Below are 26,994 nucleotides of genomic sequence, written 5' to 3' on the forward strand. Positions count from 1 at the left end.
TTGTGAGCGAAGTCAATGCTTGTTTCATTCCCTTGCGCTGCTCATCGGAGGCAGTCAATTGTGAAGTTCGCCAACAGTATCAGTTGCTACTCAAACCACTACACCTAACGTCCTAACCGCCCTTGCGGTTGCTATAAAATATTTTCCCCAAGTCAGACCAGATGTTTCCGGATCTAGTACCCACATGACTGTAGAAGGGAATGGTAGATGCACCCTGATTCTTAACCTTCGGCTTCTCGCTGAGGGTTTTTTTTTGCACTTTCACCGTGCAAAAATGATTAAAGTTTGGGGTTGTTCTCTAAACTAGTCTAGAAGTTTGCGTTTCGCGCACGCTTCGTTAACGAAAATGTTGTCTTGTGCAATAGAACTAGGGTTACCCTCGGAAATGGATCTAAAGCCCCGTCCCTTCACTTCATTCGAGGGCAAGCCTTGCAAGAGGTCTATTGTCTTTGAATCAACTCAAGTTATGGAAAGTGCGAAGCACCTTCGACAACGAACGGTGCAGGGCGATCACACAATTCGAGTAAGTTTGTATTTGATAGGCAGTATCTTGGGTTATTGTACCGGAGAATGTAAAGATACCAAATGGGTTCTATAGGGTTTGTGCAACCAGGTGCAGCCTAGTACGACGTCACAAAAGTCAACCCCATTTGTGCCCTTCATTGATAAGTAATACAAATGATAACTTTGCCAAGTTTGTCTCCTTTTAGGCAAAGTATGATGGAAATATATACGCCAGAATGAGGTGTTGACCCATGCTTCCCTCAACTACTCCAAGTCCAAAATCGGCAAAGTTTTTTAATTCTCCTCCCATCAAGCACGCTTATTCGGGAGAAAGGGAGTAAGTAAATGGGTCTAATTAAACGTTAAAAATACGATCACATTATTTCTCGATATTTAGAGAAGTTGAGTTAAGATTAACTTGCTGAAGATGACAACCTACTTTCTCACTTCTGTTGTTAAGACTTTCCTTAACTGCCAAGGCAAGCTCATACTCATCTTCAAACATTCTGCCCGATATTTCATGGGCTTTAATTTGATTCCATTCTCCCTCTATTAGATTCAGTTCTGGGCTATAAGTTGGCAGAAAAAATAAATACAAACCTTTGTCTTGCCACTCTTTTTCTTTAGCTTTAACTTGATGGCTTTTGTGGACTGAGTAATTATGTGCGATTCGTTTAGCGGCAAATAAATAACCGCTACAACTCTTTCCCCACAAGGGGTTAGCAGTTGAACTCTTGGTCGGATGGAGGTGTAAGTCCTCCTCATCAGACTCAGATGTGACTCCCAATCTGCCCACAGTGACCAAGCTCGATTCTTGGAGGCTGAAGCTGGGAACAGGGCGCAATCAGATATTCGGTATGGAATGACACTGGCGCTAATGGGGGTTCTCACGGAGAAACAGAGCCTAGAAAAGCGACTTACACAGACGCAGGGCATATCACTCAACCCTGACGTTACCGGAGCTAATTCCCGCCACATTTTATGATTGATAGTGGCAAGAGTCTAGGGAATTCGGTAGTTGAGCGCGACCTGAACTGGTCGCTTAGTACGGGAAGCCCACTTCCCTAGAGGATTCACACCCTCTACCCCTACGTAAAAGACTCTTCTGGAGTCCGGTCACGTACCAAGTAAGCAATGAAAGGACGGAGTGCAGACCACGAAAGTAGCCGAAGCTGGCAGCCCAAAATGGTTAGGAGCAAAGGGGAGTTCTCGAATGGTAAACGAAAGTGAACTATCACTTAAACTGCGTTACCGGATAAGAAGCCAAATAAGGCTGACAGGCTTTGACCAAAAAGGTAAGTGAGTAGATTTATGATTTCGACTTTCATGAATCGTGTGAATATAACCCTCACCGCAGAATAGATAGTACCTAAACGAGAACAGACAACTAAGCGATACAACAGGGTAAACCCTACTAAGTCTATTGGAGGTCGATACCGATAGTAAGCCAAGGGCAACCGAAGCAGAACTCTTAGGAGGGTAGAGGATGGAAGAAAAAGCGAACGCTGGCTTGTAATGAGCCAGATAGGGTTGAAACATTATTCCTGACCGAAAGGAAAGCTGACTTCTTCTGGGTCTTATACGAAAGTAAAAACCCGACAAAGGAATCAAATCTGAGGACAAGTTAGATGGTGTCATCACTGACAACAAACGGACTAAAGAGACAGCTTGAAGACTGGAATCAGGTCAACTGGAAGAAGGTTAACAAGCTCGTTAGAAACCTACGTCAGAGAATCTTTCGTGCGAGAAGACTTGGCGATTTTCGTAAGCTAAGAAGCTTGCAGAAGTTGATGTTACGAAGCCACGCAAATTTACTGTTGTCTGTTCGACGTATCACTCAGACCAATCAAGGTAAAGCAACGGCAGGAATTGACAAAGAAGTTATCAATACCCCGTCGCAACGGGTGACTCTGGTAAACAACTGGAATGGGGGAAACCTCAAACCGACTCGGAGGGTGGAGATACCGAAGCCTAACGGGAAGAAACGACCGCTCGGTATCCCGACTGTGCGCGACAGAATCGAACAAGCAATAGTGAAGAATTCACTAGAACCAGAATGGGAAGCCATATTCGAGCAACACTCTTATGGTTTTCGACCGGGAAGAAGTTGTCAAGATGCCATAGAACAAAGCTTCATACGAACTTGTATGAGCAAAACAGGCAGAGACACTTGGGTTCTAGAAGCTGACATCAAGGGATTCTTTGACAATATTGCCCATGAATCCATCCTGTCCATGATGAGTAATTTTCCAAAAAGAGAACTTGTCAAAGGGTGGTTAAAAGCGGGTTTTGTGTTCCAAGGGAAACTAAATCCTACGGAGCAAGGCACACCACAAGGCGGGGTTATTTCACCCCTCTTAGCCAATATTGGATTGCATGGCTTAGAAACTTACATAAAAGCCACCAACTCAAAACTTGGTGTGGTGCGATATGCCGATGACTTTATTAGACCTCTTGCAAAAGTAGCGGCAGCTAACTAATTTGAGTTCAAACGAAGTTCGTAATTATAGATGCCTGCAATTAAATTAAAGCGTAAACCAAACCTTTTTCTTCTGTTGCGATATCGCTCGGATAAAATTCTAAATATTTTGAGGCGACGGTAAACATGTTCAATCACTATCCTCTCTGAAGCTAATTTATGATTCTCTTTTTTTGTTCTTTTGATAGTTTGCTCTTCTTGGGTTTTTTATGGGGTATCCGACTTTGTTTGTGGATTTTCGCTATTCCCTGATATCCTCGATCTCCGAGACACTGTATCTCTGTCTTTAGATTGGTTTTACTCCGTTTAAACAACTTAAAGTCGTGTTCTTTACCCTTGCCGCATGCAATACAGATAATCTCTTTGCTGTTTTTTTCAACGATAAGTTGAGATTTTAAAGTGTGCTTTTTCTTCTTGCCACTGTAGAACTTTTTCTGTTTTTTTGAGGACGCTCCAGGGGAGTTTCAGTTACATCGATAACTGCTATCTCTATTGGGTTTCCCGATTTCAATAGTTGTTTCTTTCCCGGAATCCTTAATTCCTTTGACTTGATTAAAATATCTTCTGTTTTACGAATTATTCGATATACTGTTGATTCATTAAGTCCCCAATGTTGACCGATATGAAAGTAAGTTCTGTACTCTCGTAAGTATTCGAGCGTCATCAATACTTGATTTTCTGGACTTAATTTGGACGGTCTTCCGGTTTTTATCTTCTGTTTTTCATTTGTTTCCACTAACTCAACCATCTTAGCAAACGTCTCTTTTCTAACTCCACAAAGGCGTTTGAACTCTTGGGGTTTTAGGTCTTTCACCTTTTCATAGGTCATTATTTTCCCTCATACTGACCTATTTATCTCTTTTTTACTGGACTTTTGCAAGAGGTCTATAAAACTATCTTTCCTAAAAGTTCCCAAAGCTAAGGCATAATTGAAACTTTTGTTGGCTTCGTATATTCCCAGAATATTCAGCCGCTTTCCTCGCTTTTTACTCTGAGGAATTGATTTCTGTTTTCCCACTTTTATATAACTGTAACCTACGGGACTCCAAAGGCTAAAACCTGCTTCATCTAGATATTTCAGCCGTAAAGCACCTCTCGCTTCTTCATGACGTAACATTTCTAAATCCGCTTTCTTGGCTGCTTTATGCTTGGGGTTCGGGTGAAGTCTTGGACTTACTTTTGTTCGTTTCCATTTTCTGCCCTTTTTTTGAGAATCTTGCGGATTCTCTCAGGACTCAATTCTACTTGACGCTCATTTTTAAGAATTACAGATAATTGCTTGCTGTTATAAGTTATTGGTTGGTTATCACAACAATCTTCGAGATATTCTATATCCTCTTGTGTCCAAGTTTTTTTTCTTCCTGAGCGCCGAATATCTTCTAACCCTTGATAACCTTGAAATATCCACCTTTGAATTGTTCTCCTGACTGTATTCGGTGCACAATCTATCCATGAAGCAATTTGATTGACACTCCAACCTTTGGCATTTAAGCGTACTACTTCTGCCCTTTTTCGAGTTCTTTCTGGGATGTTGGGATTGTGAGTTAACTTTGAGAGTTCTTCCTCTTCCGGCTCAGTTAGCCGGATTTTTAAGCGAGCTGGCATAAAGTGATCACACCTAAATAGCTACTTTTTTATTTTACACTTAATTAAGTCTACCTACTTACTTCAGGACAGGATACAAGAGCAGTTCAGGATTATTTGGGACATCGGAATATTCAGCATACCGTTCGTTACACTCAGCTAGATCCCTCTAGATTTGAGAGTTTCTGGACTGATTAACGTGAGTATTCAAGGTAAAAAACTGAATCCTGAAACCTAGGCAGAGCAATGGTTTAGGAGATATCTTGCACTATTTTACACGTATCTCGGCTCAACGTCTTCATCCTCTTTTTCTGAGAGAGTTTTCTCGTTCCTTGAGGGAGCATAGGTGAAAAGGTGATCGTGCTGGTCAGAAATTTAGCAAAAACTCAGATTTGGCAGTTTTTGTCAAACACTCCTAACTAAATAAATTGGTAAAACTTATTAATCACTCAAAACAGTGGTTGGAAGAGAAGTGTTCGGAGGCTAGAAGCTATATATAAAATTGATTTCAGCGATAGGTTACACTTGGTTACACGAACCCTATACTTCTGCCAAAGACTGGTTTAAGTCTCATAGCTGTCGGATTAACGCTTGCCCCCTCCGGTCTGATACATCATCCCAGCCGAAGCTAAGCGATTTATCACAGGTACTGAAACAGACTCTGAAGCGTCTAGAGATTGCTTTTGTCAGTATGTGGGAGCAGTCTCACGGCTTCCCCAGATTCAAGAAAGGGGGTCAAATACGCTCATTTGTCTTTCCTTGGTTAGGAGTAAGTCCCGTCAGACAAGGTGGCGTTAAGCTACCTAACATTGGTTGGGTGAAGTTCAGGCTGTCGCGCCCAATTTTTGATGATGCCAAGGTCAACCAGGCTCGTAATGGTGAAGGTATCGATATTGATGTGCCAATTAAACACTTTGCCGCACCTCCGGTTAACTGTTTTGCAAAAAGTTCGGTATAATATGGCACATGACAGAACCCGCTTACCGATACCGTTTTTACCATACCGCCGAACAAGAAAATCTCTTGCGACGGACACTCGGTTGTGTGCGCCTTGTCTACAACAAAGCTCTGGGAATTAGAACCGAGGCTTGGTATGAACGACAGGAGAGAATAGATTGCAAGCAAAGTTCGGCACTCCTAACTGAATGGAAAAAACAGGAAGACCTAGACTTTCTCAACCAAGTTAGCTGTGTGCCATTGCAACAGTGTCTGAGACATTTACAAAAAACATTTGCCAACTTCTGGGGTAAACTTACCAAGTATCCAAGGTTCAAGGAAAAGCGTAATGGTGGCTCTGCTGAGTTCACTAAGTCTGCTTTCAAGTGGAAAGATGGTGAACTGTATTTAGCTAAAAGTCCTGAGCCGTTACCTATTCGTTACAGTCGAGCCCTGCCTCTTGGGGCAACATCTTCGACTGTAACAGTTAGGCTAGATGCTTCAGGAAGATGGTTTGTCTCCTTATTGGTAGATGACCAAACCATTGAGGTACTGCCACCAACAGACAAACAAGTTGGCATTGATGTTGGCGTTTCCAGCCTGATTAGTACTAGTGATGGAGATAAAGTAAGCAATCCCAAACATTTCCATCGGCTGTACAAAAAGCTACGTAGAGTACAAAAGGCATTGAGCCGGAAAACCAAAGGCTCGAACAACCGATATAAAGCATCTCTTAAGGTAGCTAGGGTACATGCCAAAATCCAAGATGCTCGTACGACTTTTTACCAAAATAATGGGTCTAAAGCCCCGTGCTTTTAGCGCGGCTTTGTTTAACTGCGCTATACTTACCCTAAGTAAGTCAGCGTAATCATGTGGGTATTTGAAGCAAAACTTCAGGGAACAAACGGGCAGTATGAGCGGCTTAATCAAGCCATTCGTACTGCTAGGTTTGTTGGTAACAGTTGCCTCAGATACTGGATGGACAACAAGGGAATTGGGAAATACGAGTTGAGTGCTTATTGCGCTGTTCTCGCCAAAGAGTTTCCCTTCGCTTTTCAGCTCAACTCTCAAGCTAGACAAGCCTCCGCTCAAAGAGCTTGGTCTGCTATCACCCGCTTCTACAACAATTGCCAAAAAGGCAAGCCAGGAAAAAAGGGTTTTCCACGCTTCAAAAAGCACCAAACTCACGGTTCTGTTGAGTACAAAACAACGGGATGGAAGCTGTCGGAAGATAGAAGAACCATCACCTTCACCGATGGTTTCAAAGCTGGAAGCTTCAAGCTGTGGGGAACCCGTGACTTGCATTTCTATCAGTTGAGTCAAATCAAGCGGGTTCGAGTTGTTCGTCGTGCTGATGGGTACTACGTTCAGTTTTGTCTTGATGTTGAGCGGGTTGAGAAACGAGAACCGACTGGTAAGACCATTGGGTTAGATGTTGGCTTGACTCACTTTTATACCGATTCCGATGGACAGACTGTTGAGAATCCCAGACATCTGAGGAAGTCCGAGAAAGCTCTTAAGCGATTGAGTAAGAAGCTTTCTCGCACCCAAAAAGGCTCGAAAAATAGAGCCAAAGCTCGAAACCGTTTGAGCAGAAAACACCTCAAGGTAAGTAGGCAGCGTCAAGATTTTGCCGTGAAGTTGGCAAGATGCGTAGTCCAGTCTAACGACTTGGTTGCTTATGAAGACTTGATGGTACGAAATATGGTCAAGAATAGAAAGCTCTCTAAGTCGATATCGGATGCTGCTTGGTCGACTTTCCGTAACTGGTTGGAATATTTCGGCAAGGTGTTTGGTGTAGCTACGGTGGCTGTGCCACCTTACTACACCAGCCAAAATTGCTCTAACTGTCGGAAAGTCGTCAAAAAGTCTTTGAGTCAAAGAACACATCGCTGTCACCATTGTGGGTTTGTTTTAGACCGAGACTGGAATGCATCCCGGAACATTTTGGAACTAGCACTACGTACCGTGGGGCACACGGGAACGCCAGCCCTGAGCTTTGTCGAAGGGTTAAACGCCTCTGGAGACATCGACCTCTGCATTGGTGGGGAAACTCCTCAATGTAAGCCGAGTCGTGGAAAGAGGAAACCCAAAGAGTGATCTTTGGAATCCTCGTACCTAAAGGTCGAGGAGGATGTCAAAAATCGCCAATAGAAACTTGGCACACTTCTCTAACTATCTATTTACAAACAGAAGATTACTATGACCGCTGCATTTGCTAGGATTACCGAGCTTCATGACGAACAGCTCTGGCTGACTAACCCTTGTGCCAGAATGATCTATCGCTGGTTACTACGTCGTTGCCCAGCCGGCAAAGAACAAGAATTTGAACTGAAAGATTTCCAAGATTGGTCAGAATTCAACCGTCGCCGTCCCCGTCCATACTGCCTACCATGGATCTGGCAAGGACTAAATGAACTGGTTCAAATTGGTTTACTTTCCATCACAAAAAGATACTCGCGTCGCTGTGTCAAATTAGTGGCTTACCACCCAGATGCTTATCAAGAAAAACAAAATAAAACTTTTAAAAACAAAAATAAGACTTTTGAAAAATTGAGTAAAAGTTTCAAAAAAGAGACCCCTAAGCCTTATTCTATAAGGCACTCTTATAGAGAAAATAGAGAACAAACAGACACAAATAAAAAAAAGACCCACCCAACCCACCCTGTTGTTGTAAAAAAAAGTGAATGTAATCAAGAAGAAGAGGATACTAGTAAAATAAAGAAATTAGGAGAAAGCGCTAAAACAAATGAAAAAACAATAAAAGGTAATGACTACTCAAATAAAGAAAATATATTAAATTTAAGCGGAGTTGATAATTATTCTCAAGAAGCTCAAGGAATTCTTAAAGAAGCGAAGGGTACTGGAATCCACCTGCATCCTAAGCTGGAACAGTTTATACTTCAGTCAACTCTCGATGTAGTCAAAGACGCAATCGCTGTAGTTAACGAAGCTAAAGCCAGAGGAAGTCTGAAAAATCCAGCCGGTTTGCTTATTGAAGCTATTAAGAACCAATGGAAGCCATCTGCGGTAGTAGAACAGGATTTATCAGACAATTACCTACCTGTATTCCTTAAGTGGTATGAAGAAGCGATCGCTTCAGGCCTTGTTGAAGATATGCCAGTTAGCTACCTTAGCAAAGACCATCACGGTGATTTTCTTGTGCGCTTGCGTAAGCCAGGTGCGTTTGGAGCACCTTACACATTGGTGCCATGGCGAGAGTTATTGTAAAAACTCTGAAGGTGAAAGTGGAGCATCGGTGCGACGTTCACTTGGCTGTTTAAGCCGGTTAATATTCGGTGGTTCTGGTAAAAGTAGATATCGAGGTCCCCAGCCGCCATTGATATCTTCTGGTCGTTGTTGAGGAGGTGTAGTTTGACCGGTTGGTAAAGGAATAGGCAAAATTTGGCTTGCCTGAATGTACCTTTGTCCATCAGGTGTATTGTAAACAAGGTTACTTTCTACCTTAATTCCCTGCTTTTTTAATTGCTGTTCTATTCCTGCTAAGGGATCGGTCGGAGCAAAGGTAGCAAGGAAAGTGACCTCATTTACTGGATCCAGTGAGAGTCCAAGCTTAGCCTCATCTAGCTGCCAGCTTTCTTGAAACTGACCGTTTGGTGCAATTTTCCAGAGGTTGAGTTGAATTTCCCATTGCCCCTTATTTACCTTGACATCTTTATAGTCCAAAATTGAATAAGTAGGCTCAGAGCTAAGGCTAGGAGATAGCTCATTGGTAGGGCGCAGATACCGAACTGCCGCTACAGTAATGCGGCTTTTATCTGGCAGATTAGTTTTTCCTTCCAATATGTATCTACCTTTATTGTTTGACGGTTTGACGTTGACCTGAAACTTTGCTTGGGAAAATATACCTGGCAATAGAGAAGGTAATTGCTGTATTGGTGACTGCAGCTGAGAGCATCCAGTACTCAAAATTAGTAGTAAGATGAGACTAAATAAACTTTTTAGAGTAGATAAAGTTTGCTTATTTAGTAATTTTTGCTTAGAAAAATAACAAGACATAGTAAACATAGAAAATAGCTGAATTATTTGACAAATTGAGCAACAATCGGTGTATCAGGACTACCTAAAAACTTGGAGCAAGTATTTGAATACTTTTATTTGCTCCTTAAGCGTCCTGTTAAGGTAGCATTCAATCCCTAATAACCATAAACAGAAAAAATTCAAAAATAGTTTTAGTGTCCTGCTTGATCGAACAGTTAACTCTTCCGTATTTCTTAGCACTGACATCATAGTTGAAACTAGTTTTTGGCTTCCATGTTCAACTTAGGAGACAAAGAAGCTTTTGTTTATCTTATCTACTATACTCTGACATTTTTACTGAATCTATGCCGCTACTACACCCAAAATTTTATGATTAACTTCTAGTAGTGTATGAGGTGAATAACTCCAGTTGTTCTTCGTCGTCTAATTATTCATGATTCATGTGGCTTACAGTGATCGCTTTGGGTAGTGGTCTTAATAGTAGATCTATCAGCAAATATAAATTTTCCATTTTAATTAATAAAAATCTTTAAAGAGAAACAAAAATATCTGAAACACGTCTTCCTTAAAAGGTTAAGCTCTTGATACACGGTGAAATGTGTATTTATATTTACCTGCTCAGTGTATCTAATAAAAATATTCTTTGTAGATAAATAACACTCTACTCAGATTTGGCTAAACAAATTTAGATACTTGTTTTAATTTTAATGGGTTTGAATGAGTATCAAAAATCATAAAAATTTCCGGAGAGACTTTTCAGCCTTCGGAAAGGGAATAATTGACACTTTTATTAATCAAATATGCCGAGTGGCGGCGTGTTCCTCATGAGAGATGTAAATCAAAAATCTAGTAGTACTGACCAGCAAATAAGGTTTACCTTGCTGCAATCTGATTGGCTGAGTTATCTGCTATCGATTGGTTCTACTTCAGCGGTAGTTTTATCAATCTTTACAGTAGCTGCCATTTTAGATACAGAACCAGTTCAAGCTAACTCTTCAGAACCATCTGCTGCTGTTCTGGATAAGACAGCCGAAGAAGAACAAATTAGTCAAACCATCGCTAAGTCTACTGAGCAATTATGCTTAGTAGACTTCTCTCAAGATTTGATTAATGAAGAATTTTTTCAAGGGGGAGAGGTAGATGTACCAAATATTGTAGATATTAGTTATGACAAGCAGCAGTCAAATGCACTGAACTTCAAAGAAGTTTCAGATACATCAGCGGTTTTGGCTGCTAACACTGTTGATTCTTCAGTTGTCAAGCAAACACAATCAGAATGTACAGCAGCGATTAATCCTATCTCTCAAGAGGAATTGCTCTCTGAAGACGAACTAGCTTCCATCCAATCTCGATTGGAATTACAGCTGCCTACTGTCGCAGTAAAGTCTAACTCAGCTGAGCAAAACCTCCCAGAGCAATCGACTTTGCCAGAAGAGGTAACTACACTTAATCCTTTTGACTCAATTGAGTACAATCCACCAGAACAATTAGAAATAATAGAGGAACCAGCGGTGGCTCAGTTGGCAACAGACGTACCTGTGCCTACTGTCGGACAACAGCTACAGGCTCAATCTTCCGTGGAGGAGGAAGCAGAGGAACCTTTAATTCCACAGAACTCTCTGCCAAAAAATGATGCATTGTCTCCCACACTTACTTTACAGGGAGTTTTCCTGAATCAGGAAGACTCGTCAGCGCGGGCGCGGTTAACTGGAGTCTATCCAATTTCCCCCAATGCTTTATTTGGTGCCACTGTTGACTTAACAACAGGAGATGACTTTGCTGATTCGCGCTCTGAAGGGCTAAATATTAACGAACTCTACTTTACAGGTTCTCTTCCTGAACTCCCAGAACTTCGCTTGACAGTCGGTCTCATGGATTTAACTTCTTATTTTGACCGCAATAGCTTTGCTAAAGACGGGGCGACTCATTTCTTCAATCCTGTATTTCAAACTAATCCAGCTCTAGCCGCGACGGGGATTGGTTCTCGTCCAGGAGCGCTCTTGAACTGGAATGTAACAGACAATATAGAGGCTAAAGCTGCCGTTTTTTCTTCAGACCGGAGTTTGGGAGACTTTAATTTAGATGCTTTTGCGGGTGAGATTGGTTTTCGAGCTGGCACGGCAATTCTTCGGGGTACTTTTGCTTCAGATCGAGATACTGGAAGGGATGGAATCGAAGGATTTCCGATTGCTCTAGAACCTTTTTTTGTGTCAGGAACTGAGCCAGGTGACCGCGAGAATGCTTTTGGTATCAATGTGGAAGTCTTTATTCCAGAGATCAGCATGGGATTGTTTGCTCGCTATGGTTGGCACAAAAATCTTGAGCTGGATGAAAACTCAAATACCTTTAGCTTAGGTATCAGTTTCTTGGATCTATTTATGGAGGATGACCGGTTAGGACTTGGTTACGGTCAAAATTTATCAAATGAAGAACGACGCCGCTCTAATGATCAAAAGATCCCCGATGTCTGGGAGTTGTTCTATGACTTCCGAATTTCGTCTAACCTGCGAGCGGGTGTCACCTTTCAAGGACGAGATGAGTTTTCCGAGAAAATTCTTGGTGTCCGGGTTAAAACTGAATTTGATTTGATTGGTCCACGGCGTTGAGCGCATGGGCTTTGTATATACTCGCTCACCGTTTCTTTGGCAATTTGATCAACTATGAAAAATACTAAAACGGAAATTCAGGTTTTATTCTCTCCTGCTAACAATTCTGGCAGAGGCAAGTTCCCTTGGTCACGTTGGTTGACTAGTTTCCTATTCTTAGGTTTAGTAGGGGGACTAACTCTAAGTCCGATTGATTTCTTAGTACCGGCAGTGCAAGCGCAAGTCCCAGCTACAGTACGCCGGGGCTATACTCTTTTAGAGAAAGGATGGGTTGATGATGCGATCGCTGCCTTTCAACAAGCTTTGCGCAGTAACCCTCAATCTTTAGAAGCGAAGTTAGGGTTAGCTATTGCTTATCAGCGAGCAGGTCGTAATGCTGAGGCTTGGACTGCTTATAACCAAGTCCTTGACAAGGAACCCAACAATCAAACTGCCCTCAAAGCTGTTGGAGAGATGGGTGTTTACCGTTCTGAGTGGCAAACTCGCGGTATTGAAGCGTTAACTACTCTATTAGAACTGACTCCAAACGATAACCAAGCTCGTTCTCAGCGAGCTTTGCTTTTGGGTTACCAAGGGCGTTTCACCGAGTCATTAGCAGATTACCAAATTCTTTTGCCAGGTAATCCTACACCAGAGACACTCCTGGGTGCTGCCCAAATTTATACTTATAGTGGTGACTACCAGCAAGGGCTAGAACTATTTGAGCGCTACCAAGCCACGGGTAAATCTATTCCTAACAATGTAGTCACGGCTTATGCCCAGGCGCTGGTCGAAACTGGCAATTCTGCACGGGCAATTCAAATACTAGAGACTGAGCTGCGGCAAGCTCAGAAATTAGATGCTCAGGCAATTCAGATGCGGGCAGAACTGGCTAAAGCCTATCAAGCTTCAGGGCAACTGGAGCAAGCTTTGGCTGTACTAGAGCCACTCAGAGGCAGAGAAGATGCAGCTTTAGCCTTAGCGCGAAGTCTTTCGTCAATTGGTCGCCTGGAGCGCCGAGCTGACCTTTACCGGGAAGCTACGGCTCTGTATCGCCAGGTACTTAACTCAATGCCTGAGCCATCATTGCCTTTGGTTAGAGAAGTAGCTGATGTTCTTAGTGAGTTGCCTTCTGAATGGTCAACGGCGCTTGAGCTTTATCAACAGCTAAGGCAGCAACAGCCGAACAACCTTAGCCTTTTGGTAAGGCAGTTAATTTTAGAAGGTCAACTGGGTCGCTTATCCCAAACTGAACGACAGCAGCGTTTGCTAGAGGCACTCCAACCACTACCAACAGAACCTGCTGAACTGAGAGCGATCGCTAAAGCTTTAGTACCTCTAGACCCTCCAGATCCAGCTCTGCTGCCGATTTACCAGAATCTGCTCTCAACTGGTGTGGATGAGCCATTTTTGTATTTTCGTTTAGCTCAGATCTTAATTCAAGAGAATCAGCTAACACAAGCCAAAGAGGCGATTGCTGCCTACCGCGCTACTTCTGCTGGAGCATCTGACCTCACACCGGAATTATTACTAGCAGAGATTGACCGTCGTGAGGGCAACTACGAAGCTAGTGCACAGCGCTATCAGGCACTTACTAACCAAACCTCTAACCAAGACCTAGTCACTAGTGCTCTGCGTGGTTTAGCAGGAATCCGTCTGGCTCAAGGTCGTCCCGATGAGGCTCTTGACCTTTACGACCAGTTGCTGCGTAGCAATCCTGATGATTTGCTAGTGCAGTTAGGGCGTGCTAGCATTGCCTACCAAACTGACCGCATTTCCGAAGCTGAGGCTGAAGCTGTCCTCAATCGGTGGCTACAGAGCCAACCTGCAACTGATGCTCCACCGGAGTTATTTAGTATTGTTGGCGCTTTGCCTCCCACCGCAGAACGGGAAACACTCTACAATACCCTGTTGAGTGTTAACCCAGATAACATTCCCATACAACTGAGACGGCTTCAAGTAATTGCCGAGCGAGACCCAGAATTGGCAAAGTCAGAAGTAGAGAAGTTGATTGAGCGCGATCCAGATAACCTGGGAGCCTACTTTGTGCAAGGAGAATTAGCTCTAGCTTTGGATGATTTAAAATTAGCTAGCCAAGCTTACCAGGAAGTTTTGGCACGGGATCCCGATAATATCGGTGCCTTATTAGCTATGGGAGGAATCCGTTTTACTCAAAGGCAGTTGGCGGCAGCGACTAAGTTTTATGAGCAAGTACTTGCCATTAATCCCCGACATCCGCAAGCACGCCGTAATTTGGCAGAATTAAGTGTTGCTAAAGACCAACCCTTTACGGCACTAGACCAGTTTCAAGCTTTGAACTCAGAACAAGAAGTGGAAACGGGAACTCCTAACCCTGAGTTGGTTAACCGGATACAGCGACTAGAAGTAGACATCCTGAAACGTCGAGGCTTTCAACCTTACTGGGAGCGTTACTAAGGTCAACTTGCGACTGACACCAGTAAATATTTACCTCCGATAATTTCCGAACCCCCGTGAAACGTTATCAGCGCTAACGGGGGTTTTTTCAACTTGTTAAGATAAAGTTTCTAAATCTTCTTTACGTCGATTATCTTTCCAGGCTAGTTTGCCCATTTCCGAGAGATTAGTCGGATTCTCGATATCATTAATGTGCTGACCACCCCCATTTTTACTGGTTGTTAGGTCATTATCATCTCCACCCCACCAGGCCCAGGCAACACGACCAATTTCTCTGGGGGCAACCACCTCAAACATATCGCGGGTCGCGCTGGTCCATGCGTTGCCGCCACCATACTCACCGACAATAATCGCTTGGTCTTTAGCCAAGACTCGGTCGAAGTAGTCTTCCATTTTGCCCTTGCCGTATTTCCAATTGTTGTACAAATGGACATCGAAAATTATGTTTTCGTAAGTTTTGCCATCAAATTGCTCTAGCTCGTCGCCGTACTCAAGAATTGAACTTTCTTTTTCTTTGACTGGGCCAGAACCCCATTCAATGCCATCTTGTCCCCAATGAATAGCATTCACAACGATAGGATTACTAGCTCCTACTTCATCACGAATCACTTTAATAATTTCTTGGTGCTGGTTGACCCACTTATCAAACGATAGGTCACCATTACCACCGGGCTCATTTATGCTGAACCAGACGTAGGGATTATCTTTGTAGCGTTCTGCTAAGTCTTTAAATTTAGCTTTAAGTTTCTCTAAATCTCCTTTGGGCCAGAAGCCTCCTAAGTGGTCGTGAGCTTCCACTAAAACTACCGCGCTGCGGTCTGTGTATTCTTCGATGATGGCATCTATGTTGTTGTTGTTGTCAAATTGGGGATACTTGGCTTTGGTGAAGAAATAGTTGTTTAAACGAACGAAATTAAATCCCCAATGCTCTGTGATTAAGTCAGCGTCTCCTATGGTGTCCGCAGGCCAGGTATATCTGTAACCGGGAACATTAACTCCTTTAGCAATGAATTCTACTCCCTTTGGATCGTAGATTTTGCTGCCTATTGGGACTTAGACAGATTTCAAGCCCAAACAAAGCCCAAAGCAGCTTTGTGAGCAAAGAATACGTCCCGATTGTGGTTCAACCACTCCATAAAACGGAAAGACATCGCTGTCCGAAACGCCTCTAATGCTTCAGTAAAGGTGTTTAAAGGTTTCGATGCCCAACGCCGTCTTAATCCTCCGGTTAAAGTGTGCCATAAAATAAATGTATAGGCACAAAACACAAGCATGAAATGTCTTATCAGGCTTCTATAATCTCTGACTTGATATTCAGATAAACCCAACCAGCCTTTGGCTTCCCGATAGAAAACTTCTACCCAATTTCTTTGAGAGTAGGTAGTTACTATCCAATCGGCTGTGGCTTTTGTTGATTCAACATTGGTAATAAAATAGTCAACATCACTAGCTTGGTCGAAGGTTGAGGCATTCATGACGATAGCAATTGTTCTCTTTCCTTCAAGCTGTGAGAGTTCAACTTCTACAGGAGCCACCCAAACGGTTTTCAGTTTATCTAGATTGATTTGAACAGGGGTAAAATCTTTTGGCGACAAGGATTCGGCTAACTTATCTAGGCGAATCTCTTCTCGTTGACTTATCCCTATTTCAATTATCACCTTACGGTTTTTGGCTAATCCTCCTATATACTTGAGTTTCCTTTTTTCCAGTTCCAGCAAAAACGTTGTGTTATTTCCATACCCAGCATCAATTAATACGATACCCGGTCGATATCCTCTGTTCATGCTGCGGTCAATTAATGCTAAGCCTAACTCCGGCTTTTTCTGGAATTCAATATCTTTTTTTCCTTCAGCTAAAGAACTAGCGTGTTGAGATAACTCTATATCTAACGGTAGGCTTTTTTTCCCATCATATAGATGAGTTGTTACCACTACTATTCCGTTGTCTGTCTTCCCGATTTCTCCAATGTACTGTCGTCCTACTCCCGCCGTGAAATTGCCACTTTTCCTATGTCCTGAGTCATCTACAATTAACGTGAATCCTCTACTTATTCGGGTTGGGCTACACTGATTCATCACCAGTAGACGCCGCTCATTTACCTGTTGAGCATTCCAGGGGGCTTCCGTTAAAAAATGATGTAATCGGTGGTAAGTCACTCCCACCGCGTTATCCGCCATTTGAGACAGGTTTTTTCCTTCACTTTCCCCTAATAATCCCCCAATATAGTTCCTAAACTCCCTTTTTTGCGCTTGATGTCTCCAGACATCATCAAAGCGTTTGCACCATCTATCGAAGCAAGGAGGCATGGCGGCGGGGGTTGTCTCTTTCATGTCTTACACTCTAATGTCAAATGGCTGCCATGCCTAAATTATACTTTTATTAACTCTTTATTTTCGTTTAAGTCCCGTTAGTTCACCCACAAGATTTTCAGTGCTGTCAGTACCTGTGAGAATGTCTGTTGTCTTGTTTGACGGCTCTTTTGTAGCCATTCCGTTATTTTTAGTACCGAAAAGAGAAAGTTCAGCAGGTAAATTAATGCCGCTCAAATTATCTAAAGTTTCTCCACTTTCAAGCAGAGCGGGCAGAGAGTAAGCTTCTTGAGTACTTAATCCGCTGTCTGTTTTAATTTTTTCTCCCTCAAGTTCCAGGTTTAGATAAGGTGATTCAAGTGCTGAAGATAGGATGGATTGTTGTAAGTTTCCTTCAATAATTTCCACAGTAGTTTCTCTCCAAAAAGAACGAATGATGAAGACAGCACTCTGATTTTTGGTGAATTATATCTAGAGAAATGCAAGTTAAAAATTAACTATTAACTAACTATTGAGTAATTTTAATTACCCGCATTAGCTAAAGTTTTGCTGACTCTTATAGTTATTTAATAACTATAATAAATTTAGATTATGTAACAGGATTATCAATCTTTATAATCTTTCTATTTTGCATAAATGCTCTTCAGTAATTAACTAGAAAGTATTAACAAAGAGTTATTTTACTAACTGCTAAGAAATAACTAAATTGACAAAACTGATGCAAAATCAATGTCAGCGCTTTTGGGGAAGATTTTTCTAGAAAATTGTCACTACGAGCTTTTTCAGTTGGCTTAAGATCAGGCAAAATCCAAAAAGATAAATGATTTTATGGATTTGCTTTTTTGCTTATTTGTAAACTAATTGACTATTAGTAGATGCTGAATTCTAGAGGTTTTTAACGATTGCCTTTACTGAATTCTCACTGAAGCTTTATTGATTAATTGCAATCATCAGTTTTAATGTAGCCGGAAAATGTAAAAAAGTCGATATCTTTTCTTGATTAACTTATGTGCTGCGAAGGTAAATTTTATTTGAAAATTAATTCTTAATTTAGGTATTTGTAAACTTATTGAAAATGATGAAATATTTAATAGGCTTCTTACAAAATTTTACTTTCTAATCCGTTAAATTCTCGTTTTATCTAAGTCCTGACAATCATAATACTAAACCAGCCAAACTTTGATAACTAGGTAGTTTTATCGTGACTCCACAAAAAGTCTAATGATGAATAATAAAAAAATGTTTACCATTATCAAACTTTTGTGGCAAACATTTTTAGGTTTTGTAAATTATGATTTTGGCTTCTAGACTGCTAAAAAGTTGATGCAGAATAAAAAAATAATGCGTAATATTTACACACGCAGATAATTTTTTTCCATGTGTTCTAGCACTTGTAACTGCCTTGAGGTAAAGCAAGTGTGCCTTCGTAAAAAATCAAAAGTGGCTTTGTCAATTGGGTCTAATTCACACTTACTTAGTCTGGCTAAGCGAGAGTTGATAGCTTTGATATCACTCCAGCGTTCGGGTTCGACTGCTTCTAAGAACTGCGGTTTCACTACTCGGTTTTTATCTAATGCAACACTTACAGTGTATTCATTGACAGCAACAACTACCGCCCAGTTACCATCAAATTTTTTTAATTCTGTTTCGCATTTTGAGCGAATTATGACCACATCTCCAGTTGAGTAGGAAATACTGCTAATTGGGGTAGAGTCTTTTTTCTGGAGCCGTTGTACAATACTTTTAACAAGACGACCGGATGGGACTTTACCTCCAGCTTTTTCTACTGCTTCTTCCCAGACAAAACGCTGTTGTAAAGGTTCGAGGTAAGTTAGATCTCGTACTTGGCGTTCGCTGGTAGGTAAGATTTGGGAACCATTGGTTCCCAGGCGTAAGTTATCTACTACTTGGGAACCGGCAATTAAGTAATTAACATGGCGACGAGTAAAGTTAAAGCGATCCTGACAGTAATCTTCAAAAGTTTTATGGGTATTACGATATAAACGGCGATCACGTAGTTTTCCCAAGGCGTGTCCAGCTTCATAGAACGCTCGTTCTATTTTTAGCTCTAGTAAGTGACGCTCTGATGCCTCTTCTTCCGTGAGTTTTTGAGATTTAACTATAGCTGATGAGGTAATCTGTGTTGGTATTTGTAATGACAAATTAGTCTGCTGTTTTTGTGCAGTAACACTTTGGCAATCACTGCTAAAAAAGCTGATATTCATTTCCTGCCCTTTAGATAAATAATTGAGTAAGCGGCATTAAGCTAAGAAAATTCTTGCTTTTAGAGGTGTTTGTGCCGTTTCTGGATATTTGGTTGATTCAAGCCAAGAAACTAATTAATCAAAAAAGTTGTTTTGTTGGAACTGGCAGTTTTTCTTAGGTGTAGCCAGCTAAGTTGAAGATAGATAAGAAATAGGTAGTCAATGATTGCTAATAACTGCAAGAATTTAATATTCTTTGGGCAGTGAAAATTAAGAATAGCTAGGGCAGCTAAAAATGTACTTTTTCTGTCAATCCAGTTGGGGATCATAATCTTGTTGTTTTGGTTTCAGCGGCAGTTTTATATACTCTGAACTTTTGAGTTAGTTCATTTAAAGTTACACACCATGACCAACGTTCAAGGAACTGGAATATCTGTCCAAGACAGCTAATAATTCATTTCCAATTCTTCACATACTCCAACAGACTGATGAATTTTTCATGAATTTTACTGTGAACTCAAGACATATCTTATGTGTATTTGCTAATAAACTTCTCTATCTAAATTGGTATTTCTTCGGTATGTTGCAATTATTTTCTTTTACGAGACGAAGCCTATTAGTTTGTTTATAATGACCTTTTGTTTGAGTAAATAATTATCTCTTTAGAGATATTAAGAATTTTTTTAAGAGAATGTTTGAAAAGTCACAAGGACGCCTCCGACTCTTTCTCCTCAGTTACCTCTGCGAGAGTAGTTTGGGTTGAGTGCTAATTAAGCTTTAGGAGTCTGTGCCAGAGTTGAAGCTAATTGGAAGACAGCCAGCTTGAAATGTAAACTCGTTGAAGGATTCAAGCCCACCGGTGCCGACTATGACGCCAGAATCTTCTCTTTCCCAGAGAAAGATCGGAAGGTTAACCTGACTATATCCACATTCAAGTTAAAAACGATAATGCTCTTGATTCCATCAAGACTAAAAATGTTATCAGTTTCGATTTTGGAAGGCCCGACATTTTTATAGCCAGTGATTGTGATAGCTGGGATGGTTCTGGAATAACCCAAGCTAGAGAGAAGTTTTTTTGGTCAGGGCTTCTCTCCAATCCCAAGTATTGAAAGGCACAAGAACAACTCGGAGAAGAGTTAGAAATATCTGGAAACGGCTGTCGGAACGAGAGAGAAGATATCAAATGTGGTTGAAAGCCCCTTGCCTGTAAACCGGGGAAGTTTACTCAAAGGAACAAGCTCTATATAAGGAACAAGCTCTATATATAGAGTAATTACTCTGTGATTAGGCAAACTTATCAAGAGCATCAGAAAATCTGACCTTCATATTACTTTACAAACTTTTACAAATACCTTAATGTAGTTGTTATAGATAAATTTTCGACTTCACAAGTCAACCGCAATTATTCCAACCATGACAACTACACTGCAACAGCGCGAAAGCGCCTCTCTGTGGCAGCAATTCTGCAACTGGGTAACCTCAACCAACAACCGCCTCTATGTAGGCTGGTTCGGCGTGTTGATGATCCCCACCCTGCTAACTGCAACCACCTGCTTCATCATTGCCTTCATCGCAGCTCCCCCAGTGGACATCGATGGCATCCGCGAACCAGTAGCTGGTTCCTTGATGTACGGCAACAACATCATCTCTGGAGCAGTAGTACCTTCTTCCAACGCCATTGGCTTGCACTTCTACCCAATATGGGAAGCAGCATCCTTAGACGAATGGCTCTACAACGGTGGACCATACCAATTGGTAATCTTCCACTTCCTGATTGGTGTATTTGCATACATGGGTCGTGAGTGGGAACTATCCTACCGTTTAGGAATGCGTCCTTGGATATGCGTAGCCTACAGCGCACCAGTAGCAGCAGCGAGTGCAGTATTCCTGATTTACCCCCTAGGTCAAGGTAGCTTCTCAGATGGCATGCCTCTAGGAATCTCAGGAACCTTCAACTTCATGTTCGTGTTCCAAGCAGAACACAACATCCTGATGCACCCCTTCCACCAACTAGGTGTAGCAGGCGTCTTCGGCGGAGCACTGTTCAGCGCAATGCACGGTTCCTTGGTAACCTCCTCCTTGGTGCGTGAAACCACAGAAACCGAATCGCAAAACTACGGATACAAGTTCGGTCAAGAAGAAGAGACCTACAACATTGTGGCAGCCCACGGCTACTTTGGTCGCTTGATCTTCCAATACGCATCCTTCAACAACAGCCGCGCTCTGCACTTCTTCTTGGGTGCATGGCCAGTAATCGGCATCTGGTTCACAGCTTTGGGCATCAGCACCATGGCATTCAACCTGAACGGGTTCAACTTCAACCAGTCAGTAATTGACTCACAAGGTCGCGTAATTGGCACCTGGGCAGACGTACTGAACCGCGCCAACCTGGGTATGGAAGTAATGCACGAGCGCAACGCTCACAACTTCCCCTTAGACTTGGCAGCAGGCGAAGCTACACCAGTAGCACTCACTGCTCCAGCTATCAACGCCTAAGAGTTTTTTACCTAGCTTAATAATCCATAAAAAAGCGCCTCCTTACTTTAGGAGGCGCTTTTTTGGGCGAATCTTTGTAGCTGATTTGGTACTAATTACTAAGAGGTTATTTGCCTTAAATAAATTAGAATATGATATTCCCTAGGTGATAACCTAAGTTACCTCCGTACTTAGCTCCACTCCAATAGGTTGCCTAATCAGCCTCCTTCGTTAATAGCAGCAGCTTCTTCTTGTAAGTAATCTAGATCAGAAATAATTATTGTTTGTCTCCTGCTTAAGAGTTTGTTTAATTGTGAATTTGACTTCTAAAAACTCTTCTTAGTGATTTGAGACAGTTACGTAGTTATTTACAATCTTTTACAATTTAATCTTGCGTAATGAAGTGATAGGAATATGGCAAAGGTTGCGGGCTTGACTAGGTTTTTGTCCTTCTGTTACGAAGAGAATTTATGTGATCCATCCCCTTCAGATTTAAGGCATTCCATAGGAGTTAGCCTTAATTAATACCCTAATTATGCAATGCCGCCAATTCTATGTATTTGCTTGAGTAAACTCCTAAATCAATCCTCTGTCAGGGATGAACAGTACCATCAGGCATAAGTGCCCCACTCAAGTTTGCTTCTTCTAGGTCAATCTCGCTCAAATTTGAGCCATTGAGAATTGCTCCAGCTAAATCTGCTCCTCGAAGATTAGCCCCATTTAAATTGGCTTGATTTAAGTTAGTATCGGTTAAATTCGTTCCTACTAAACTGGCTCCTTCCAGATTCGCTCCTTCAAGGTTTGCCTCACTTAGGTTAGAACCCCAGAGGTTAGCCTTACTCAGGTCAGCCTTACTCAGGTCAGCCTTACTTAAATCGGCTCCCCTAAGATCTGCTCCACTCAGATTAACTTCTGGGAGTGACACGCTAGGGGCGATTAAGTAAGCATTATGTTCTATGGGATCAAAACCTTCAGGAAATTGAGTTGAAACATCATAGAGTGCTTCCTCAAAATAAGCTGCCTCCAGATTAGCGAAGCGCAGATCTGTGCCGAACAGATTTACTTTGCTCAGGTAAGCTTGACTCAGGTCAGCTCCACTCAAATTAACTCCTTGAAGTGAAGCGCCAGGGCTGATTAAGTAAGCACCATGTTCTATAGGGTCAAAACCCTCAGGAAATTGAGTCGAAACGTCATAGACTGCTTCCTGAAGAGAAGCTGCTTCCAGATTGGTGGAATTGAGATTTGTTCCAAATAAGTTGGCTTTACTGAGATCTGCTCCCCTGAGATCTGCTCCCCTGAGATCTGCTCCACTCAGATTAATCCCTGGGAGTGAGACACCAGGGGCAATTAGATAAGCACCGCATTTAGCTTGGTTAAAACCCTCAGGAAATTGAGTTGAAACGTCATAGAGGGCTCCTTCAAAGGAAGTCGCCTCTAGATTTGTCGAGCTGAGATCAGCTCCAAATAAGTTAGCTTTACTTAAGTTTGCCCTACTAAGATCTGCTCCCCTGAGTACTGAGAGCCACAAATCCGCTTCAGTCAAATCAGCTTCCCTCAAGTCAGCACCACTTAGTTCTGCCTCCCATAAAGAAGCTTTGCTCAAGCTGGCTTCACTAAGATTGGCTTTGCTAAAGTCAATTCCGAACAAGTTTGCCTGACTTAGCTTGGCTCCCCTCAAGTCAGCTCCACTGAGATCGGCTCCACTGAGATCGGCTCCGCTCAAAGAGGCTTCCCGTAGTGAGACAGCAGGAGCAATTAAGTACATCTGAGCCTCAGTGGGTTCAAAATCTTGGGGAAACCGAGTTGTTTCATCATAGAGTGCGCCTTCAAAGTCTATTTCTAGAAGGTTAGCTGAACTAAGATCTGCCCCTAAGAGGTTGGAATGCTTCAGATCCGCTTTTCTCAAATCAGCCCCCCTCAAATCAGCTCCAATTAAAGAAGCTTTCCTGAGATTAGCCTCATTGAGATAGGCTTCCTTGAGAGAAGTTTTCCACAAATCTGCCCGATTCAGATTAGCACCACTGAGATGGGCTTTATCTAGGTCTAGCCCACTGAGATTGGCACCCGCAAGTAAAGTGTGAGGAGCAATCTTTAAAGCTTCTGCCTTAGTAGGACTAAAATTTTTAGGAAATTGAGTTTCTTGATTGTAAATAGTACCGTGAAGGTTGGCTCCTTGTAAAACTGCACCACTTAAGTTGGCATCGCTCAAATTTGCTCCACATAGAGTAGCACCACTCAAGTTAGCATCGCTCAAATTTGCTCCCAAAAGATCCGCTCTGCTGAGGTTAGTACCTGTTAAGTTTGCCTTACTAAGGTTAGCTCGCCATAAAGTTACTTGCTTCAGATCTACCTGACCTAAGTCAGCTTTACTTAAGTCAGATCCACTAAAATCTCTTTGACCTTCTGCATATTGCGACAAAAATTCGTCAGTATTCATATCATCCAGAAACTAAATTTACACCCACAAATTATGGTTATAAATAAGGATTTAACTTGAAAAACACCTTTAAAATCAATAATTTATTTTGATTTATCTATAGTAAATTTTTGCAAAAAAAAGCTAGCTTATAAACTTTTTAATTTATAAGCTAGCCCGCTAGCTTATAAATTGAATTATCTTCTGAAGCTTGATCATTTATTTTTTTTGATAAGATTTTAGGCTCCCTTTTCCAAATTACATAACCTTTGTTAGTCTTGGTAACTATTGTTTGCTGAGGCATCGGGTCTATCTTGAGCATAGCGTCTTGTAATTTCTGCTTAGTTTCCTCTGCCCTAAAAAAGCTATAGTATTCACCTTGAAATTCCATAGCAAATAAGCTCTTTTTTAAATGAGGAATCTTGATTCTACATGTTTGGTACTGCTGACGTGATTTTATTACTGTACTAGATACCAACTCTTTGTCTTGGGTATCAAACTGGGAAACGACTTTAGATGACACTTGATGTCCACCATTATTATCCTGAGATATCGAAGACAAGCTCGGCACTCCTGAAGTGTCTGGCTGTGTTATGTCTTTAACATTTGTAGTAGTTTGTCCTAAATCAACTTGAGTGGTCTCAATGACTTGTTCTGATACTTCAGAGATTGTGTTATCGTTTGCTACAAATTGGCTACCAAAAGGATTATTCTTCTGAGAAATATCTATTGCCGAAATATTGGGTCGATATTCTGGTAATTGTGATGTTTCTTGCTGAGTTTTATTTGCCTGCAAATTTTGGTTTACATTGGGCAAATGTTCTCGAAGTGCTGTTGATTTACGATATGCTTGCCACCGTCTCATTATTTCAACGCTGGCAATACCAGATCCCACACTTACAACAATAGCTAATCCAACATAGGGAATTGCAACTTCCTTCTGGTTACCTTTTAGAATTGGCTGAATTTCTAGGGGTTCAAGTTCGTGATTAAAAATTGGTAATTCTATAACTACTGGCTCTTTGATTAATGCCAACGGTAAGGTTAACATGGAAAAAACAGTACTAGAAATAAACAAAGCTGGTAGTAAAACTTTACTCAAGGGGAAATTATTCATATTCAACCGCTCCAAGCAGTCAATTTAGTGACTGGTCTCTGAATAGAAAAAGATAGTAGTGCATCTAGCGAAAGTTTTAAAGCAGCACCTGTAGATAGATAGATTTTTTTCCTGGTTAACTAAAAAAATCTCAAAACTTATGCTCTGTAGATGCTTAAAGTTTGTAGATCTTGGCAGTAGCCTAGACTAATAGCTTCTTTTCCAAGTTAAGCTTTGGTTTTCAGGACGCTATAATTTGCTTTTGTGTGCCAGAGTCAAGTTAAATACTTAATAGTCTAAACTTGTCAGTTAAGCGCCCAAAAACAGTTTGATGAGCTTAGACACTGCTTTTTTTGCTCATTAATCTTAAGCAACTTTCTTTAGCTGACGAACAACTGTAATTTATGATAATGAGCGCAGTTTGTTTAGATTAAACTAGGGCTAATGATAAACATCTATGGAAATTGAACAACTATAAGCTAAGCTTATAAACGTGAACAGGGAGTAACAACTTACCTAACTTTTTCAGCAGTTATTTGTTAAATCTGGATAGTTTTATCAGTTAATTAGATATCTATTCCAGAAACTACACAAACTTCTGACTTATGGCTTTGGTGTTTGTCAAGGTCAAAAACCGTGGTGCATAATTACGGAAGAGTTATCATAGAATTATCAGCTTATCTCTCTTTATCAAAACTTTAGGCTATAAGTCCGGTCAAAAGATTTATTGCTTGATTAATGTCAAAGGATAGACGGCCAAAACCTATATTTTGCCAGCTTTAGCGTATGAACTTAAAAATAATTTTAATTATAGCAGCGCTATTGTTTGGACCCACAATTAGCCTTTTTTATTTATCTTCAGTAGAAGATAAAAATACCAGTACACCAAGAAAAGATGAATCACTGGCAAAAGTTAAAAATGCCATTCCATTGCTCAAAGCCAAGAAAATAAATGTCGAACAGATTCTGAAGACAAAAAAATGTAGGGGGTGTGATCTCTCAGAGATTAATCTGAGTAGACTTGACTTGAGCGGTGCTGACTTTAGAAATGCCAACCTTTCGGGTGCCAACTTCGCTAATACTAAACTCAAAGATGCCAAGATGAGTGGTACTCGTCTGGATAATGCCAATCTGACTAATACTGACTTAGATGGAGCTGACTTTATTGGTAGTGACTTAAAAGGTGCCGATCTTAGTGGTGCTACTCTTTTGAATACCAGTTTAGTGGGTGCCAATTTAAGTAATGTTACCGCCAACCGCACTGAGTTTCGAGACGCAGATCTAACCGGTGCCAAAATACAGAACGCTGACTTGAGTGGTTCTTTTTTAGTTGGAACACACTTAACGGAAGCCAATCTAAGCGGTACTAATCTGAGTAATGCTAACTTGCGTTACGCTAACCTTTACAAAGCAAACCTAACAGGTACTAATCAGAGCGGTGCTGACTTAAGTCTAGCAATTATGCCTGATGGAACAAGTCCTTATGGGACAACTCAATACTGAGGAGTCAACTGGCACATTCAAGTTGAATACGACTGAACATTGTTGTCTAATCTTAGAATGATCACGGTGCCTCGGAAAATCAGGATGAAATGGATTCCCATGATTCGGGATTACCAGGATAATTCTCAAATTTCTCATCCGGATTAAGCAACACAAGTTCCGTATCAATTAAGTGGCATTCCTGAAATGGTCAAGGCATTGACGCCAAACCTTTCAGCAAATGACCAGATTAGTCATATTTTTTTTGATATTTCCAATTGCTCTTAGGAAATTAGATTACTAAGCCCAGACTAACTTTTTCCGTTGTCCCTAGTTACGCTATTAGATTCTGATTTTGGGTCGTTGCAGACTTGTTTTGCAAACGCTAGCTTCTGTGTGCTCTACGGTACTTTAGTCAACTGCCACACCTCTAAGAGAATGTGGCTTATCTCTAACCCAACGGTTGAAACCATAGGCTGATTGACC

The 26,994-nt window shown here is 41.4% G+C and carries 18 protein-coding genes and 3 pseudogenes; 10 read left to right on the forward strand and 11 right to left on the reverse strand.

Annotation, left to right across the window (positions count from 1 at the left end; genetic code table 11):
- Nucleotides 1-883 precede the first annotated feature (883 nt).
- On the reverse strand, nt 884-1,300 hold the full coding sequence (locus tag ACT7WV_RS25575) for a transposase (protein ID WP_445105773.1): 417 nt from the start codon (nt 1,298-1,300) through the stop codon (nt 884-886).
- 832 nt (nt 1,301-2,132) lie between these two features.
- Here ACT7WV_RS25575 and ACT7WV_RS25580 point away from each other — a divergent pair.
- Nucleotides 2,133-2,984, forward strand: coding sequence for a reverse transcriptase domain-containing protein (locus tag ACT7WV_RS25580; protein WP_445105774.1), 852 nt, complete (start codon nt 2,133-2,135; stop codon nt 2,982-2,984).
- On the opposite strand, the pseudogene ACT7WV_RS25585 reads toward ACT7WV_RS25580, so the two are convergent.
- The 3 genes and pseudogenes from ACT7WV_RS25585 to ACT7WV_RS25595 form a co-directional block, all read right to left on the reverse strand.
- A pseudogene (locus tag ACT7WV_RS25585) lies at nt 2,981-3,812 on the reverse strand (IS5 family transposase). The gene ACT7WV_RS25580 and the pseudogene ACT7WV_RS25585 sit on opposite strands and share 4 nt — an antisense overlap.
- A gap of 9 nt (nt 3,813-3,821) precedes the next feature.
- Nucleotides 3,822-4,100, reverse strand: coding sequence for a transposase (locus ACT7WV_RS25590; protein WP_445105775.1), 279 nt, complete (start codon nt 4,098-4,100; stop codon nt 3,822-3,824).
- A gap of 56 nt (nt 4,101-4,156) precedes the next feature.
- Nucleotides 4,157-4,588 carry a helix-turn-helix domain-containing protein gene (locus ACT7WV_RS25595; RefSeq protein WP_445105776.1) on the reverse strand — a complete coding sequence of 144 codons (432 nt, stop codon included), beginning with the start codon at nt 4,586-4,588 and terminating at the stop codon, nt 4,157-4,159.
- A gap of 51 nt (nt 4,589-4,639) precedes the next feature.
- Here ACT7WV_RS25595 and ACT7WV_RS25600 point away from each other — a divergent pair.
- The 5 genes and pseudogenes from ACT7WV_RS25600 to ACT7WV_RS25620 all read left to right on the forward strand — a co-directional run.
- Nucleotides 4,640-4,765, forward strand: a pseudogene (locus tag ACT7WV_RS25600) (tyrosine-type recombinase/integrase); the annotation flags it as partial.
- Between the two features lie 304 nt (nt 4,766-5,069).
- Nucleotides 5,070-5,525, forward strand: coding sequence for a hypothetical protein (locus tag ACT7WV_RS25605; protein WP_445105777.1), 456 nt, complete (start codon nt 5,070-5,072; stop codon nt 5,523-5,525).
- 8 nt (nt 5,526-5,533) lie between these two features.
- Nucleotides 5,534-6,286: pseudogene (locus tag ACT7WV_RS25610) on the forward strand (RNA-guided endonuclease InsQ/TnpB family protein); the annotation flags it as partial.
- Nucleotides 6,287-6,373: 87 nt separating this feature from the next.
- Nucleotides 6,374-7,603 (forward strand): RNA-guided endonuclease InsQ/TnpB family protein, encoded by a 1,230-nt coding sequence (locus ACT7WV_RS25615; protein WP_445101398.1) that lies wholly within the window; start codon nt 6,374-6,376, stop codon nt 7,601-7,603.
- Nucleotides 7,604-7,705: 102 nt separating this feature from the next.
- On the forward strand, nt 7,706-8,734 hold the full coding sequence (locus ACT7WV_RS25620) for a hypothetical protein (protein WP_445105778.1): 1,029 nt from the start codon (nt 7,706-7,708) through the stop codon (nt 8,732-8,734).
- Here ACT7WV_RS25620 and ACT7WV_RS25625 read toward each other — a convergent pair.
- Complete coding sequence (locus ACT7WV_RS25625) at nt 8,726-9,307, reverse strand: hypothetical protein (RefSeq protein ID WP_445105779.1); 582 nt, start codon at nt 9,305-9,307, stop codon at nt 8,726-8,728. The genes ACT7WV_RS25620 and ACT7WV_RS25625 overlap by 9 nt on opposite strands.
- Nucleotides 9,308-10,329: 1,022 nt before the next feature.
- On the opposite strand from ACT7WV_RS25625, the gene ACT7WV_RS25630 reads away from it, so the two are divergent.
- Nucleotides 10,330-12,111 (forward strand): hypothetical protein, encoded by a 1,782-nt coding sequence (locus ACT7WV_RS25630; protein ID WP_445105780.1) that lies wholly within the window; start codon nt 10,330-10,332, stop codon nt 12,109-12,111.
- Nucleotides 12,112-12,165: 54 nt separating this feature from the next.
- On the forward strand, nt 12,166-14,526 hold the full coding sequence (locus tag ACT7WV_RS25635; protein ID WP_445105781.1) for a tetratricopeptide repeat protein: 2,361 nt from the start codon (nt 12,166-12,168) through the stop codon (nt 14,524-14,526).
- A 96-nt stretch (nt 14,527-14,622) separates the two neighbouring features.
- Here the strand turns inward: ACT7WV_RS25635 and ACT7WV_RS25640 are convergent, their stop codons facing one another.
- From ACT7WV_RS25640 to ACT7WV_RS25655, 4 genes are all read right to left on the reverse strand, one after another.
- Nucleotides 14,623-15,573: a cellulase family glycosylhydrolase gene (locus tag ACT7WV_RS25640; protein WP_445105806.1), complete on the reverse strand. Its 951-nt coding sequence runs from the start codon at nt 15,571-15,573 to the stop codon at nt 14,623-14,625.
- A 17-nt stretch (nt 15,574-15,590) separates the two neighbouring features.
- Nucleotides 15,591-16,856 carry an IS701 family transposase gene (locus ACT7WV_RS25645; protein WP_445101297.1) on the reverse strand — a complete coding sequence of 422 codons (1,266 nt, stop codon included), beginning with the start codon at nt 16,854-16,856 and terminating at the stop codon, nt 15,591-15,593.
- 57 nt (nt 16,857-16,913) lie between these two features.
- Complete coding sequence (locus ACT7WV_RS25650; RefSeq protein WP_445105782.1) at nt 16,914-17,243, reverse strand: hypothetical protein; 330 nt, start codon at nt 17,241-17,243, stop codon at nt 16,914-16,916.
- Between the two features lie 944 nt (nt 17,244-18,187).
- The gene (locus tag ACT7WV_RS25655) at nt 18,188-19,060 is read right to left on the reverse strand and encodes a hypothetical protein (protein ID WP_445105783.1); all 873 of its coding nucleotides are present in this window, start codon (nt 19,058-19,060) and stop codon (nt 18,188-18,190) included.
- A 1,392-nt stretch (nt 19,061-20,452) separates the two neighbouring features.
- On the opposite strand from ACT7WV_RS25655, the gene psbA reads away from it, so the two are divergent.
- Nucleotides 20,453-21,535 carry a photosystem II q(b) protein gene (gene psbA / locus ACT7WV_RS25660; protein ID WP_445105784.1) on the forward strand — a complete coding sequence of 361 codons (1,083 nt, stop codon included), beginning with the start codon at nt 20,453-20,455 and terminating at the stop codon, nt 21,533-21,535.
- A 571-nt stretch (nt 21,536-22,106) separates the two neighbouring features.
- On the opposite strand, the gene ACT7WV_RS25665 is transcribed toward psbA, so the two are convergent.
- The gene (locus ACT7WV_RS25665; RefSeq protein WP_445105785.1) at nt 22,107-23,951 is read right to left on the reverse strand and encodes a pentapeptide repeat-containing protein; all 1,845 of its coding nucleotides are present in this window, start codon (nt 23,949-23,951) and stop codon (nt 22,107-22,109) included.
- A gap of 151 nt (nt 23,952-24,102) precedes the next feature.
- On the reverse strand, nt 24,103-25,047 hold the full coding sequence (locus ACT7WV_RS25670; RefSeq protein WP_445105786.1) for a hypothetical protein: 945 nt from the start codon (nt 25,045-25,047) through the stop codon (nt 24,103-24,105).
- 801 nt (nt 25,048-25,848) lie between these two features.
- On the opposite strand from ACT7WV_RS25670, the gene ACT7WV_RS25675 reads away from it, so the two are divergent.
- On the forward strand, nt 25,849-26,529 hold the full coding sequence (locus ACT7WV_RS25675) for a pentapeptide repeat-containing protein (protein WP_445105787.1): 681 nt from the start codon (nt 25,849-25,851) through the stop codon (nt 26,527-26,529).
- Nucleotides 26,530-26,994 lie beyond the last annotated feature (465 nt).

This window comes from Symploca atlantica LB2515, from assembly GCF_052546295.1.

Coding starts and splice junctions, on each gene's coding strand:
- ACT7WV_RS25580 (WP_445105774.1), top strand. CDS start 2,133: ATGGTGTCATCACTGACAACAAACGGACTAAAGAGACAGCTTGAAGAC.
- ACT7WV_RS25590 (WP_445105775.1), bottom strand. CDS start 4,100: ATGTTACGTCATGAAGAAGCGAGAGGTGCTTTACGGCTGAAATATCTA.
- ACT7WV_RS25595 (WP_445105776.1), bottom strand. CDS start 4,588: ATGCCAGCTCGCTTAAAAATCCGGCTAACTGAGCCGGAAGAGGAAGAA.
- ACT7WV_RS25615 (WP_445101398.1), top strand. CDS start 6,374: ATGTGGGTATTTGAAGCAAAACTTCAGGGAACAAACGGGCAGTATGAG.
- ACT7WV_RS25620 (WP_445105778.1), top strand. CDS start 7,706: ATGACCGCTGCATTTGCTAGGATTACCGAGCTTCATGACGAACAGCTC.
- ACT7WV_RS25630 (WP_445105780.1), top strand. CDS start 10,330: ATGAGAGATGTAAATCAAAAATCTAGTAGTACTGACCAGCAAATAAGG.
- ACT7WV_RS25635 (WP_445105781.1), top strand. CDS start 12,166: ATGAAAAATACTAAAACGGAAATTCAGGTTTTATTCTCTCCTGCTAAC.
- ACT7WV_RS25645 (WP_445101297.1), bottom strand. CDS start 16,856: ATGAAAGAGACAACCCCCGCCGCCATGCCTCCTTGCTTCGATAGATGG.
- ACT7WV_RS25655 (WP_445105783.1), bottom strand. CDS start 19,060: ATGAATATCAGCTTTTTTAGCAGTGATTGCCAAAGTGTTACTGCACAA.
- psbA (WP_445105784.1), top strand. CDS start 20,453: ATGACAACTACACTGCAACAGCGCGAAAGCGCCTCTCTGTGGCAGCAA.
- ACT7WV_RS25665 (WP_445105785.1), bottom strand. CDS start 23,951: ATGAATACTGACGAATTTTTGTCGCAATATGCAGAAGGTCAAAGAGAT.
- ACT7WV_RS25670 (WP_445105786.1), bottom strand. CDS start 25,047: ATGAATAATTTCCCCTTGAGTAAAGTTTTACTACCAGCTTTGTTTATT.